Genomic DNA, 13,083 nt, shown 5'->3' with positions numbered 1-13,083 from the left:
CACGTAGCTGCACCGACTTGCCCATGCAGGTGGTACGGTCATACCCGGCACCGTGACCAAACTGTGATATTTCCGGGTTAGCGGAGCCCGGCGACGGGTACCCGAGCACTCGGATTTCACCCGGCAGGTGACCGGAAGTGGCGGTGCCGGACTGATGATCATGCCCGTCGGGGGCGGTCCGGCGCCTGCTACTTTCCTCTCAGTTCTCCGCGGCCGAAGGGGACGCCGTCGCCGCGAGAAGCTCCGGCGCCTCGACCGCCAGGAGATGACCCGCCTCGGATACCGACGTGAAGCTCGCTCCCATGTCGTCGGCGACCTTGTGCAACGACTCGACCTGCACGAGCGGGTCCCTCTCGCCCACGATCACGTCGACCGAGCGTCCCCGCCAGCGTCGCACCATGGATCGGTCGAGACGCGGCATGTTGGTCAACGACGTGCAGTACGCACCCACCCGGCAGGACCAGCGCAAGGTCTGATCGTCGGGTTCGTAGCCGTGGCCGGCCAGAGCACGCAGGTACCGTTCGGTGTTCTCCAAGTTGGGTTCGTTGCGCCATTGCAGCCCGGGGACGAGCACACGGTTCCACCGGACGCGGGGAACGAGCCCCAACGGCGCAGCGAGCACCAACTTCTCGATCCGGTCGGGGTCCTCGACGGCAGCCGCCACGGACGCCGACCAGCCCAGGCCGATGACGGGAACACGATCGACGCCGAGCGCATCGAGCACCTCGACGAGCCAGTGCCCGTAGACGGCGTGGATCCGGCTGTCGGGGCGGCTGCCCGCACTGGCACCGGGCAGGCCGGGGATGTCCACGAGTACCACGCGGCGCTGCACGCCGAACTGGTCGGCGAGCATTCGCAGTCCCGCCGCAGGAAGGTCGCCACCGGCGAGCACCACGATCGGAGGTGCGGCCGCAGGACCAGTGGTGAGCACGTAGGTCTCGCCGAGCGACGTGCGGGCGACGTGCTCCTCCACCGGACGCTCCCAGTGGGTCAGCAGTTCCGCGCACGCATGGTGGATGACGCTGTGGTCACCCGGACAGCGATACGGCGAACGTGTGAGCAACACCATCACCCTCCTACCCGGACGATTCCGGGAACGGCGAGGCGTTCACAGGTGAACGGCATGAGTGCATCTTCCTTCGTGCATACGACAAGTTTCGCCGACCAGCCTCCGGCACACCGCAGGACACCGTAGCCCAGTGCTCGGTGAGAATGCCAGCCGACATTCCCGGAACGTTCACACGCGTCCCGCGGGTCACTTTCGTAGCCGACGGTCGGTCACGAACGCGCCTCCATCTCGTCCTGCGAGGCGTACACCCGTGGCCGGAAGCCGTATCCGGTGTCCGGTTCCGGTAGGTGCCCATCGGGATCCACGACGACCACTTCCAGGCCGTCCCGATGGAGCCGACCGATCATCTCGAGCAACATACGTCGCCCGACGGGCAGGATCGCGCGCACGAGCGACAGGTCGAACGCCAGGCGTTTCGTAGCCGGTGGCTCGTCGACGACTGCTCTCACGAGTACTTCGGCACTGGTGAACTGCAGGTCGCCCTGCAGTTCCAGAACGGTGACAGCATCGTCACCCTCACCCCACACGCGTTTCCTGCGCACTACCGAGTGCGCGACGATCGGAGCATCCATCAGATGCAGGTTCATATCGCGGGAGAGGCGGCCGAAGGCAGCGACACCCTGCACGCTCGTTCCGTGCTCGTCCAGCCGCGGGGAGTACGCTGCAATACCCAACTGTCCCGGCAGGATTCCTATGATCCCCCCGGAGACGCCGCTCTTGGCAGGAATGCCGACGGTGGAGAGCCAGTCCCCCGCCGCATCGTACATTCCGCAGGTCGTCATCACCGACAGCACCTGACGCACGACGTCGCGGGAGAAGATCTGCTCCCCACTCACCGGCTGGACGCCACCTGCGGCCAGCGTCGCGGCCATCAGCGCCAGATCCTTGGTAGTGACCGTCACCGAACACTGCCGGATGTAACCCTCGACTATCTCGTCGGGATCGTCCTCGAACACTTCGTAGCCCCGAAGGAGATTGGCGAGCGCCACATTCCGGTAGGCGGTGCCGAGTTCGGAGGTCGCGACCTTCTCGTCGATCACGAGATCGCGCCCGGCCAGAGACGACAGCAGAGAACGGATCGACTCCACCGCCTCTTCCGGTCGCCGGCCGTGGAGCACCAGAGCGTGCGCGGCCAGTGCGCCGGCGTTGATCATCGGGTTGAGTGGCCGGCCGGTGTTGCGTTCGAGCGACACTTCGTTGAACGCCTCACCGGAAGGTTCCACGTCGATCACGTCGAGAACCTGGTCGAAACCCCTTTCCTGCAGCGCGAGACCGTAGACGAAAGGCTTCGATACGGACTGGATGGTGAACTCGGTGTCGTCATCGCCCACCGAGTAGATCGCACCCTCGGCGGTCACCAGCGTGAGGGCGAACCGATCCGGATCGGCCTTCGCCAGTTCGGGGATGTAATCGGCGAGGGCGCCCGAGTCGTCGACACAGGCTTCGAGGACTTCGGTCAAATAGTCCGGCAAAGGTGAACGCATGCCTTCCATCCTGACCCCGGAACGCAACCCGCCACATGTCGGTCCCGTGCCCGATTGAACCGCTCGGCCGGCGGGTATGCGGTGCGCATGAGCGCCCTGACCTCGGTGCTGTCTGCGCCGTTTCGCGCCGGATCCGCACTGCGATCGGCGCGTGTGTTCCACCCGCGCGGTGCAACCTTCGAAGCGCGCGCCGAACTCGAGTCGTCCTGGTGGCCCCGGCAGATTCCCCGCACCGCACCCGTGATGGCACGAGTGTCGCGGGGCATCGGCACGCCCGACGGACTGCCGGACGTGCTCGGCCTGGCACTGCGCTTTCCACTCGAGGCAGGTCCGTGGGACATCCTCCTCGCGTCCGCCTATCTGCCCGGTCGAGTGGCACTGCTTCCGGCACGATCCTGGTCGAGTGCCCGCTACAGCACACTCATGGCCTACCGGACCGACACCGACCCCCTCCCACGTTGGATCACTGCCGTTCCGCTCGGGCGACATTCGTCCTCCACCACTTCCGTGCAGGCGCTCGAGGCGCCTATGCGGTTCTCCCTTCTCGTGGGTTCCGCTCGCGGTGCCCTGGAACCGGCCGGTCACCTGATATTGAATCGGGAGATTCCCGAAGCCGATTCCGAACAGCCTTCTTTCGATCCGACCGTCCACTGTCCGGGATTCGTCGAACCGTGGCCGGCATGGCTCCGCGAGGTCCGCCGGGACGCCTACCGGGCGAGTCGGGCCGGGCGAGGCGCTTCCCTCACCCGGCCTCAGCACACCGTCAGCTGATCACCGCATCGATCGTCTTCTTCAGAGCCGAGGGCTGCGCCGGTGATCGCGGTGCATCCTTCTTCATCTCGAGCATCCGCGCACCGATGTCCTGCAACTGTTTACGGCCGAGCGCCTCGCGCACCTCGGGGAACCACTCGTCCTCCTCCTCTTCGATGTGATGCTCGACGTTCTCGATCAGCACCGTCGTCTTCGCATCGAACCGCTCGGCGTCGGGATCCATTCCGGCCAGCTCGACGACCAGCAGATCGGCGACGTGATGTTCCTCGTAGGATTCGAGGATGTCGGACTCGAGATCCGGGAGCAGTGATCGCACTTCTGGATACATGCATTCGTTCTCGAGATAGGTGTGCACGGTGAGCGCCTCGATGATCCGCTCGACGATCTTGCCCTTCTCCTTCTTGCCGTCGGCCTGACGGAAATCACGGAAGAGCTTCTTGATCTCCTTGTGGTCTTCCTTCAGCAACACGATCGCGTCTGTGGACATGCTTCCTCCTGCGGCGTGAGCAGTGCCATCCCCTTTGGGCGTGGCACTGGAATACCCGTCCGGGACAACGTCACACGCGGACGCGGTCCGCATTCGCCAGAATGGCCGCACGCAGCGCCGCCTCGGGTGCGCTGAGCACAGAACGACGTGCGACGAGCACGAACTCGATGTCGCCGGCATCGGGAAGCAGACGCTGAGGGTCGCGCACCGGGACGAGGCCCGGAGGTGGAAGGCGCTCGGCGTGCAGCACCACACCGAGCCCCGCGAGAGCAGCGGCGCGCAGACCGTTGAGACTGTCGGTCGTGCACGCGACACGGACGCCACGTCTGCAGCGCTGGAGCGCCCCGAGGGCGATGTCGCGGGTCAACGACGGCGGCGGATAGGACACCAAAGGTGTCGGCTCGTCCGGGTCGAGAACGTAGTCCGGGGCGGACAGGAAGACCAGACGCTCCCGAAAGATCACCTCACCGTGACGGCTGCCCGGACGACGCTTACCGAAGAACAGGTCGAGCTCGTTGTCGTCGAGGCGACGTTGCAGATCCTCACTCAGGTCCACGGTGAGCTCGAGATCGATACGGGGATGAGTGCGTCGGAACTCCGCCAGGATCGAGGGCAGCTCGTAGAGCACCAGATCCTCGGAGACCCCGAAACGCAGTCGACCGCTCAACGGCGACTCCGAGAAGTGCCTGCGCGCAGCGTCGTGGCGGTCGAGGATCTCACGAGCGAAGGCCACCATGTCCGCACCGTCCACCGTCAGTTCGACGGTGTGCGTGTCGCGCACGAACAACCGCCGTCCGATCTCCTTTTCGAGGCGGGCGACGTGCTGGCTCACGGTCGACTGGCGCAGGCCGAGCCGGTCGGCCGCGGCCGTGAAGCCACGTTCCCGCTCGACGGCGAGGAAGCTGCGCAGGTGAACCGGATCGAGCATCGTTGCAGTGTAATCACAATTCATGATCACCGAAAACGCGGTTACCTTCTTCTGTGATCACCCACCCCTGCCGTACCGTCGATTCGTGCTCTCCAAGATTCCGGTGCTCGGACGATTCGATCCGTTCCTGCTCGCCATCCTCGCCACCGTGCTCGTCGCTGCTCTCCTGCCCGCAGACGGAGTAGCGCTCGAGGCCGCGAATTGGGCGGCGAAGATCGCCATCGGGTTGCTGTTCTTCCTGTACGGCGCCCGCCTGTCCACACAGGAAGCGATCGAGGGTCTCAAACACTGGCGTCTGCACGCGACCATCCTCGCGACGACCTTCGTCGTCTTTCCACTGCTCGGCCTCGCCGCGAAGGTGCTCGTGCCGTCCGTTCTCACCGAGCCGCTGTATCTGGGTGTGCTCTACCTGTGCCTGCTGCCGTCGACGGTGCAGTCGGCGATCGCCCTGGTATCGGTGGCGCGCGGCAACATTCCCGGCTCGATCGTCTCCGCGAGCGCCTCGAGTCTTCTCGGTATCGTCGTCACCCCCTTACTGGTCGCGCTGACCATGAGCACCCAGGGGGTCACCTTCAGTGCTTCCGCGGTCGTCGACATCGTGCTGATGCTGCTCGTGCCGTTCGTCGCAGGGCAGCTCCTGCGCCGCTGGATCGGCGGCTGGATCAAAGAATACGGCAAACCGCTCAAGCTCGTGGACCGCGGTTCGATCATGCTGGTCGTGTACGTGGCGTTCAGCCGCGGCATGAACGAGGGCATCTGGTCGATGCTCTCCGTGGGCCGGCTTGTGGCCCTCGTCGGAGTGTGCGCCGTGTTGCTCGCGCTCGTGCTCGGATTCACCTGGTACTCGTCCCGCGGACTCGGCTTCGAGTACCGGGACCGTGTCGCGATCATGTTCTGCGGCTCCACGAAGTCCCTCGCGACCGGCCTTCCGATGGCGATCGTCCTCTTCCCCGGCGAACCCATCGGCCTGATCGTGCTTCCCCTCATGCTGTTCCACCAGATGCAGTTGCTCGTGTGCGCCGCCATCGCCGGCCAGTTGGCGAAGAAGACATCCGACCCCCTCCCCGCCTAGCCGGATCCGGGCAACCGCCTCACGAAGCAACTCCTCGGATGCGATCGTGGCGGGGCCAACCGGTGTACGCTTCCGCGAGATACTGCTGCCCGTACCGGGATCCGACGATCGACTCCAGTTCACCCAAGGCGCGCCTTTTCTCGAAAGATGTTGCGTCCGTGCGGGTGTGGAGCATGGAAGTCATCCGGTAGGAGAAGTTCTGCGCCTTCCATACGCGTCGGAGGACGGTGTCGCTGTAGTCGTCGAGGAGATTCTCCGCACCGGTGGCGAAGAACGAGTCGAGAGCCTCGAACAACACGCGGACATCCGCCAGAGCGAGGTTGAGCCCCTTCGCGCCGGTCGGGGGCACCGTGTGACCGGCATCCCCGGCCAAGAAGAGATTTCCGTGACGCATCGGTTCGCACACATAGGAGCGGAACGGAAGTACCATCTGCTCGAAGATGCGACCGCGCTTCAGCTCGAAGCCGTCGGGGCCGTCGACGCGAGACTGCAGTTCCGCCCATATCCGATCCTCGGTCCACGCCGACGCATTCTCCGAAGGGTCGCACTGGAAGTACATTCGCTGCACCGACTCGTTGCGCTGGCTGATGAGAGCGAACCCGTGATCGGAACGCGCATATATCAATTCGGGTGCACTCGGAGGAGCCTCGGTGAGGATCCCGAACCAGGCGAAGGGATACTCGACGAAGTGGTCCGTACGGGCCTGGTCCGGAATCGCCTTGCGGCAGATGCTCTGCGAACCGTCGGCGCCGACGAGGATGCGGCACCGGATCTCGACCGGTGTGCCGTCGGAGTCGGTGAATCGGATCTTCGGTGCGTCGGTGGTGATATCGAGAACTTCTGTGTCGCAGATGCTGTAGCGCACATCGCCGCCGTCGCGTTCTCTGGCGGCGGCCAGATCCACGAAGACCTCGTTCTGGGGATACAACCACACCGATTCACCCACGAGTTCCCGGAAATCGAGGCGATGACTCTCGCCTCCGAACCGTAGATCGATGCCGTCGTGACGGTGTCCCTCGGTGAGGACACGGCCGTCGACGCCGCTCTCGGTGAGCAACGACACCGACCCGTGCTCGAGAATGCCCGCACGGTGGGTGGTCCGGATGGTCTCGTGGTCGCGCTTCTCGACGACGATGCTGTCGATCCCGGCCGTCGCGAGGAGGTGGGAGAGCATGAGGCCGGCCGGGCCTCCACCGACGATGCCGACCTGCGTGGTGACGGCCGTACGGGTTGGGTTCATGTGTACTTCCTTCGCTGCGCGTGTCCGGTCCGCGTCCCGTCGAGTGTGGTTCGCACCTCCTGCCGCTCACTCCCCCTTATCGTTCAATGAGAAAACGATGCGCCATCCGGCGGCCGCTCTCCGACCCCGCGCGCGATGCCGCGAGCGGCGGCCATGAGGACGGGAACCACCGCGTGCTGCCGGACAGCGCTCGTCGGCACCACCACGCCGAGTGCCGCCAATGCGTACCCAGCCCGAGTGAGGACGGGCACCGAGATCCCTGTGGTCCCCTCGTCGAGCATGCCGTCGAAACGCGCATGGCCCCGGCGGCGGATCTCGGCGAGGGTACGGCGGAAATCTCTCCTCGTAGCGGCGGATCGCTCGTCTACGCGGGGAAATCGGTGTCGATAGGAGTCCTGCACCTCCGGCGGCGAGAACGCGAGCATCGCCATGCCCAGCGACGTGTCGTGGACGGGGAGCCGGCGGGCGACCGATGCCTGGTTGACCACCGAATCGGATGCCGAGAGACGCTCGAGCACGAGGACCTCGCCGTCCTGCAGGACCGCGAGCTGGGTGTGCTGATGCACGACGGACTGCACGTCCTGCAGAAACGGTAACGCCGCCTCCCGCAGGTCGCGCGCGGGCGCGCTGCGGGCGACGAGTTCCCACAGGCGCAGCCCCAGCCGTATCCGGCCGTCGGTCTCCCGGGTGAGCAGTCCGTGTTGCACAAGTTCCCCGACGAGCCGGTACGTCGTGGCCTGGGGAATACCGGACCTGCGGGACAGCGCACCGACTGTCAGCCGGGGTTGAGTGTCGTCGAACGACTCGAGGATGCGCACGACGCGATCGAGCATCGAGTCACCCGACGGCGAATTGGCCATGCCGCCATTGTTCCGCCGGGAGGCTTTCGTGTGGACGCAACCCCCACGACAGACCGAGCACCCCGCGTCCACACCAGAATTCGACATCTGTCAATATAGATGGGTGTCGAATCAAGAACGCGCGGGTGACGTTGCCTGCCGTACCCCGCTCGTACGCGAGCCTCTGACGGGTGAAAGAGTTGTCGACCTGGCGCGGATGTTCAAGGCCCTCGGCGACCCCGTACGCCTGCGGTTGCTGTCGCTCGTCGCGAGCCACGCCGGCGGTGAGGCCTGTGTATGTGACATCTCGGGGTCGTTCGACCTGTCGCAACCGACGATCTCGCACCATCTCAAGGTGCTGCGCGAAGCCGGCCTGCTCGACTGCGAGCGCCGAGGAACCTGGGTGTACTACTGGGTGGTTCCGTCTGCACTGCAGCAACTCTCGGCAGTACTCACGACCGAGCCGGCGGAGGTACCGGCATGACCGAGGGCACCTCCGTGAACGCGGCCGTCATGGGAAGGTTGTCGACCCTCGACCGATTCCTTCCGGTATGGATCGGCGCCGCGATCGTCGCGGGACTGCTACTGGGCCGGACGATCCCCGGCCTCGGCGAAGCGTTGAGTTTCGTCGAGATCGACGGCATCTCGCTGCCCATCGCGGCGGGCCTGCTGATCATGATGTATCCGGTGCTGGCCAAGGTGCGCTACGACCGCCTCGACACCGTCACCGGCGACCGTAAGCTGCTGGTCTCGTCGCTCATACTCAACTGGATCCTCGGTCCCGCACTGATGTTCGCGCTCGCCTGGCTGATGTTGCCGGATCTGCCCGAATACCGCACCGGTCTGATCATCGTCGGCCTCGCCCGCTGTATCGCGATGGTGATCATCTGGAACGACCTCGCGTGCGGTGACCGCGAAGCCGCGGCCGTGCTCGTCGCGATCAACTCGGTCTTCCAGGTGATCATGTTCGCCGTCCTCGGCTGGTTCTACCTGTCGGTGCTCCCCGGATGGCTCGGCCTCGAACAGACCACCCTCGACGTCTCGCCGTGGCAGATCGCGAAATCCGTGCTGATCTTCCTCGGAGTGCCTCTCGTTGCCGGGTTCCTCACTCGTCACTTCGGAGAAAGGTCGAAGGGGCACCGGTGGTACGAGGACGAGTTCCTGCCGAGGATCGGGCCCTGGGCGCTCTACGGCCTAGTGTTCACCATCGTGATCCTGTTCGCGCTGCAGGGCGAGCAGATCACCTCGCAGCCGCTCGACGTCGTGCGCATCGCTCTGCCGTTACTGGCGTACTTCGCGATCATGTGGGGTGGCGGATATCTGTTCGGCGCCGCAGTAGGACTCGGCTACGAGCGCACCACCACACTGGCCTTCACTGCTGCGGGCAACAACTTCGAACTCGCGATCGCCGTGGCGATCGCGACCTTCGGAGTCACCTCCGGACAAGCCTTGGCCGGAGTCGTCGGCCCGCTCATCGAGGTCCCCGTACTCGTCGCCCTGGTCTACGTCTCTCTCGCCCTGCGCAAGCGTTTTCCCCGCTCGGTGGCTTCGTCCGGCTCGTAACCCTCGGCGGCCGATGTCGACCTATCACGAAAGGATATGTATGCCTGACGGTTCCGTCCCCTCGGTTCTGTTCGTGTGCGTCCACAATGCGGGTCGCTCCCAGATGGCGGCGGGTTTCCTGACGCATCTGGCCGGCGACCGAATCGAGGTCCGCTCCGCAGGATCCGCCCCCGCCGAAGGGATCAATTCTGCTGCGGTCGTGGCCATGGCCGAAGTCGGCATCGATATCTCCACCGAGAACCCGAAGGTTCTCACCACGGAGGCGGTGCAAGCGTCGGATGTGGTCATCACGATGGGATGCGGCGACAGCTGCCCCGTCTTCCCCGGAAAGTCCTATCGGGACTGGGAACTGAAAGATCCTGCCGGCCAGGGGCTCGAGACGGTGCGCATCATCCGAGACGAGATCCGAGTCCGGGTCGAGGCTCTGATCGCGGAGTTGACCTCGCGCACACCGCCTCGGTAGCAGCGACATTCACCCCCACGGGAAACGGCATCCTCAGCAGCAGGAGTTCGCGGATGTCGCGCCGGGCGTGGTGTCTTCGCGGGAAGTTCCACAACACACCTGTTCCTGACCGTCGGGCGCGTCGATGTTCCGGGGACTCGTTCCGAACGTCTCGGAATCGGCGAGCACCGTGTAGACCTCCCATTTCTCCCCGGCCGGTCCCGTGACCCACACCTTGTCCTGAGTAGCGAAACAACATGTGGTGCCGATCTCTTCGTCGGTGAAGAGCCCTTCGCCGGTCAGCCGTGCGATCTCGGAATGAACCTTCTCGCTCGTCGCAACCTCGACCCCGAGATGATTGATCGTTCCGCCCTCGCCGGGATTCTCGATGAGGACCAATTTCAAAGGCGGATCGACGATTGCGAAGTTCGCGTAACCGGGCTTCACTTTCGCCGGTTCGGTAGCGAACAGCTTCGAATAGAACGTGATGGACTCCTGCAGGTCGTCCACGTTGAGAGCGAGCTGAGTGCGTGCCATGGCGGCCTCCAACCTCTGCGACTTATATCGAACTATTGACGTTGCCAGACTCCCACCTTTTCGACATATGTCAAGTATGTGCGTAGGGTCGGGTCATGCCCAAGGCTCTCCCGGTCATCGACGTCACCGAGCCGATCTGCTGCGCTCCGGTCTCCGCAGCACCGATGAGCGACGATGCCGCGCTGCAGGTCGCCCTCCGGTTGAAGGCTCTCGCCGATCCGATCCGCATCAGACTCGTGTCGATCCTGCTCACAGCGGAAGCAGGGGAACTGTGCACGTGCGACCTCGCTGCAGGGGTCGACCTCGCGGAATCGACCACCAGTCACCACCTGGGGCAGCTCAGGAAGGCAGGCATGGTCGAGTCCCGGCGCCAGGGGATGAACGTCTTCTACCGCGTGCGCAGCGAGGCGCTCGAGGCACTACGCGCCGTGCTGGATCCCACATGCTGCCGACCGGATCGCTCCGCCGCGACCCGGAAGGAGGACGGCGCTCGTTCCCCCTCGTGAAGGTGGGAGCATCGGGTGATCGGGAGCGAGTTCGACGACTGCATCCACCGGGTACTCACAGTTCTGCCGCGCTGAGCATCGAACGGGTCGCGGCACGACCGAGGACGGAGTCGCCATCCGCCACGTTACGCACACCCGCGTTGCACGTCACCGCGGATTCTGTAGCGTTCGGAGACGGCTCGCGAAACGCGTGCCGGCCGATCGGCTCGGCACAGCCGAACTGTGGGAGGTTCCCGTGGCTGGTGGTCTCGTCGCCCTGTTGGACGACGTCGCGGTACTTGCGAAGGCGGCGGCGGCATCGATAGACGACATCGGCGCCGCGGCGGGCAAGGCCAGCATCAAGGCCGCCGGTGTGGTCGTCGACGACACCGCCGTCACGCCGCGCTACGTGCACGGATTCTCTCCCGATCGCGAATTGCCGATCATCCGCAAGATCGCCCTCGGGTCGATTCGCAACAAGCTCCTGATCATCCTGCCGGTCGCGATGATCCTGAGCCAGTTCCTCCCCCAGGCTCTCCCCTATCTGCTCATCGCCGGCGGCCTGTTCCTCTGCTACGAAGGTGCCGAGAAAGTCTACGAAGCACTCAGCGGCAAGCACCACGAAGAGGAAGCCACTGCTGCGCAGAAAGGCCCCGAATTCGAGAAGGCGATGGTCGGCGGTGCGATCCGTACCGACCTCATCCTGTCGGCCGAGATCATGGTGATCTCACTGTCGTCGGTGGAGGACGAGCCGTTCCTCACCCGCCTGGCGGTGCTCATCGTCGTCGCCTTCCTCATCACCGTTCTGGTCTACGGCGTGGTCGCTCTGATCGTGAAGATGGATGACGTCGGACTGTCCCTCGCGCAACGACAGTCGACCGTCGCCCAGCGCGTCGGCCGGGGTCTCGTGGCGGCGATGCCCAAGCTGATGACCGTGCTCACCGTGGTCGGGATCGCCGCCATGCTGTGGGTCGGTGGCCACATCCTGCTGATCAATGTCGGCGAGGCCGGATTCCACTGGCCCGCCGACCGCCTCCACGACGTCGAGCACTGGTTCGGCGAACTGATGCACGGCGGCTTCGGTGGTGTGCTGTCGTGGACCGCGGGGACCGTGGTGTCTGCCCTGGTGGGGCTCCTCGTCGGCGCGGTCGTCGTGCTGATCATGCACCTGATTCCGAAGCGGAAGAAGACCGAGGCCGCGCACTGACGCTGCGGCGTCGGTGCCGGCAGATTACTGCGCGGTGCTTCGCCGCACCGCCTCCGCGAACGCTCTCATCAGATCGGGGTCCTTGACACCGCGTTCGGCCTCGATACCGCTGGACACATCGACACCCCAGGCCCCGGACGTGGTGATCGCCTTCTCGACGTTGTCCGGATTCAACCCGCCCGCGAGAATCCACCGGCCGGACGGCAGAGCACTGCGGTCCCGCCAGTCCCAGGTCTTCCCGGCGCCGGCGACAGCCCCGTCGACGAGGAGCAAATCGGCCCCGAAGTCGTCCGTGAGGGCCTCGATGCCGCCCGTGTTCACGGCCCGGATGACGGTCAATCCGGCGTCGTGCAGTGCGCGCACGTCGTCCGACGACCGCAGGTCGTGCACCTGGACATGATCGAGACCGGCTGCTTCGGCCGTCGCGATGATCTCCTCGAGGGACATCTTCACGTAGACGCCGACGGCGAGGATGCCCGCCGGGACACGGGCCCGGAGCGCCGCGGCCCGCTCGGCAGAGACCCGCCGAGGGCTCTCGGCGAAGACGAAACCGACCGCGTCGACCCCCAGTTCGACGGCAAGATCGACTGTTGCCTCGTCCTGCAGCCCACACATCTTCACGAATGTCATCTCGCACCCTCACTGTCGTTGCTCCGACGAGGATCGCACGGAGCAGGCGACAGCCGTGTCGAGCACCTCATCCGCCGGGCCGCTTGGCGGGCTGCAACTGTGTCGCGGTCACCAGCCCTGCAGTGAGGAAGGCAGCCGCGACGAAGAGCGACCACCTGGTGGCATCGGCGAATCCGCTCTGGGTGGCCGAACCCTGCCTTGATTCCGCTGGTGGAATGTCGACGAGAATGGTGCTGTCGGGTCCGGTCGAAAGATGAGCTGTTCGTCCGGTCGAAAGATGAGCAGGTTCGGTCAATCCAGTCTGTCTCACCGGTTCGATCCGCGGAAGG

15 protein-coding genes and 1 pseudogene are annotated in these 13,083 nt (G+C 65.2%); 7 read left to right on the top strand and 9 right to left on the bottom strand.

Going from position 1 to position 13,083, the window contains the following annotated elements:
- Positions 1 to 199: 199 nt before the first annotated feature.
- Both ABZ789_RS05795 and ABZ789_RS05790 read right to left on the bottom strand, forming a co-directional pair.
- Positions 200 to 1,069, bottom strand: coding sequence for an alpha/beta hydrolase (locus ABZ789_RS05795; RefSeq protein WP_358420292.1), 870 nt, complete (start codon positions 1,067 to 1,069; stop codon positions 200 to 202).
- A 209-nt stretch (positions 1,070 to 1,278) separates the two neighbouring features.
- Positions 1,279 to 2,553, bottom strand: a complete 1,275-nt coding sequence (locus ABZ789_RS05790; RefSeq protein ID WP_358420289.1) for a glutaminase — start codon at positions 2,551 to 2,553, stop codon at positions 1,279 to 1,281.
- Positions 2,554 to 2,640: 87 nt separating this feature from the next.
- Here ABZ789_RS05790 and ABZ789_RS05785 point away from each other — a divergent pair, with 87 nt between their 5' ends.
- Entirely contained in the window at positions 2,641 to 3,324 is a 684-nt protein-coding gene (locus ABZ789_RS05785; RefSeq protein WP_358420286.1) for a phosphodiesterase, read from the top strand.
- Here the strand turns inward: ABZ789_RS05785 and ABZ789_RS05780 are convergent.
- Together ABZ789_RS05780 and ABZ789_RS05775 are read right to left on the bottom strand one after the other, a co-directional pair.
- Positions 3,317 to 3,811 (bottom strand): hemerythrin domain-containing protein, encoded by a 495-nt coding sequence (locus ABZ789_RS05780; protein WP_358420283.1) that lies wholly within the window; start codon positions 3,809 to 3,811, stop codon positions 3,317 to 3,319. The genes ABZ789_RS05785 and ABZ789_RS05780 overlap by 8 nt on opposite strands.
- A 70-nt stretch (positions 3,812 to 3,881) precedes the next feature.
- Complete coding sequence (locus tag ABZ789_RS05775) at positions 3,882 to 4,739, bottom strand: LysR family transcriptional regulator (RefSeq protein ID WP_358420280.1); 858 nt, start codon at positions 4,737 to 4,739, stop codon at positions 3,882 to 3,884.
- A gap of 85 nt (positions 4,740 to 4,824) precedes the next feature.
- Here ABZ789_RS05775 and ABZ789_RS05770 point away from each other — a divergent pair, with 85 nt between their 5' ends.
- The gene (locus ABZ789_RS05770) at positions 4,825 to 5,811 is read left to right on the top strand and encodes a bile acid:sodium symporter family protein (protein WP_358420277.1); all 987 of its coding nucleotides are present in this window, start codon (positions 4,825 to 4,827) and stop codon (positions 5,809 to 5,811) included.
- Between the two features lie 19 nt (positions 5,812 to 5,830).
- On the opposite strand, the gene ABZ789_RS05765 is transcribed toward ABZ789_RS05770, so the two are convergent.
- Both ABZ789_RS05765 and ABZ789_RS05760 read right to left on the bottom strand, forming a co-directional pair.
- Positions 5,831 to 7,051 (bottom strand): 4-hydroxybenzoate 3-monooxygenase, encoded by a 1,221-nt coding sequence (locus ABZ789_RS05765; protein WP_358420274.1) that lies wholly within the window; start codon positions 7,049 to 7,051, stop codon positions 5,831 to 5,833.
- Positions 7,052 to 7,134: 83 nt separating this feature from the next.
- Positions 7,135 to 7,911, bottom strand: coding sequence for an IclR family transcriptional regulator (locus ABZ789_RS05760; RefSeq protein ID WP_358420271.1), 777 nt, complete (start codon positions 7,909 to 7,911; stop codon positions 7,135 to 7,137).
- A 103-nt stretch (positions 7,912 to 8,014) separates the two neighbouring features.
- Between ABZ789_RS05760 and ABZ789_RS05755 the strand changes: the two genes are divergently transcribed.
- From ABZ789_RS05755 to ABZ789_RS05745, 3 genes are read left to right on the top strand one after another with little or no spacing between them, the layout of a single operon-like run.
- On the top strand, positions 8,015 to 8,374 hold the full coding sequence (locus ABZ789_RS05755; RefSeq protein WP_358420268.1) for a metalloregulator ArsR/SmtB family transcription factor: 360 nt from the start codon (positions 8,015 to 8,017) through the stop codon (positions 8,372 to 8,374).
- Positions 8,371 to 9,453, top strand: coding sequence for an ACR3 family arsenite efflux transporter (arsB, locus tag ABZ789_RS05750; protein ID WP_358420265.1), 1,083 nt, complete (start codon positions 8,371 to 8,373; stop codon positions 9,451 to 9,453). The genes ABZ789_RS05755 and arsB overlap by 4 nt, the downstream gene beginning before the upstream one ends.
- 40 nt (positions 9,454 to 9,493) lie before the next feature.
- On the top strand, positions 9,494 to 9,916 hold the full coding sequence (locus tag ABZ789_RS05745; RefSeq protein ID WP_358420262.1) for an arsenate reductase ArsC: 423 nt from the start codon (positions 9,494 to 9,496) through the stop codon (positions 9,914 to 9,916).
- Between the two features lie 33 nt (positions 9,917 to 9,949).
- Here the strand turns inward: ABZ789_RS05745 and ABZ789_RS05740 are convergent, their stop codons facing one another.
- Positions 9,950 to 10,432, bottom strand: a complete 483-nt coding sequence (locus ABZ789_RS05740) for an ArsI/CadI family heavy metal resistance metalloenzyme (protein WP_358420259.1) — start codon at positions 10,430 to 10,432, stop codon at positions 9,950 to 9,952.
- Positions 10,433 to 10,527: 95 nt separating this feature from the next.
- Between ABZ789_RS05740 and ABZ789_RS05735 the strand changes: the two genes are divergently transcribed.
- Both ABZ789_RS05735 and ABZ789_RS05730 read left to right on the top strand, forming a co-directional pair.
- The gene (locus tag ABZ789_RS05735; RefSeq protein WP_358420256.1) at positions 10,528 to 10,938 is read left to right on the top strand and encodes an Rv2640c family ArsR-like transcriptional regulator; all 411 of its coding nucleotides are present in this window, start codon (positions 10,528 to 10,530) and stop codon (positions 10,936 to 10,938) included.
- Positions 10,939 to 11,173: 235 nt separating this feature from the next.
- Positions 11,174 to 12,124: a DUF808 domain-containing protein gene (locus tag ABZ789_RS05730; protein WP_358420253.1), complete on the top strand. Its 951-nt coding sequence runs from the start codon at positions 11,174 to 11,176 to the stop codon at positions 12,122 to 12,124.
- A 24-nt stretch (positions 12,125 to 12,148) separates the two neighbouring features.
- Here ABZ789_RS05730 and ABZ789_RS05725 read toward each other — a convergent pair whose 3' ends face one another.
- Both ABZ789_RS05725 and ABZ789_RS05720 read right to left on the bottom strand, forming a co-directional pair.
- A complete protein-coding gene (locus ABZ789_RS05725) occupies positions 12,149 to 12,754 on the bottom strand; it encodes a phosphoribosylanthranilate isomerase (RefSeq protein ID WP_358420250.1) in 606 nt (201 codons plus the stop codon).
- Positions 12,755 to 12,821: 67 nt separating this feature from the next.
- Positions 12,822 to 13,083: pseudogene (locus ABZ789_RS05720) on the bottom strand (hypothetical protein); the annotation flags it as partial.

Source organism: Rhodococcus sp. NPDC047139, assembly GCF_040643435.1.
Classification (GTDB): domain Bacteria; phylum Actinomycetota; class Actinomycetes; order Mycobacteriales; family Mycobacteriaceae; genus Rhodococcus.
Note: the sequence above shows the minus strand (reverse complement) of the source record. Positions and strands in the feature narration are given on the sequence as shown.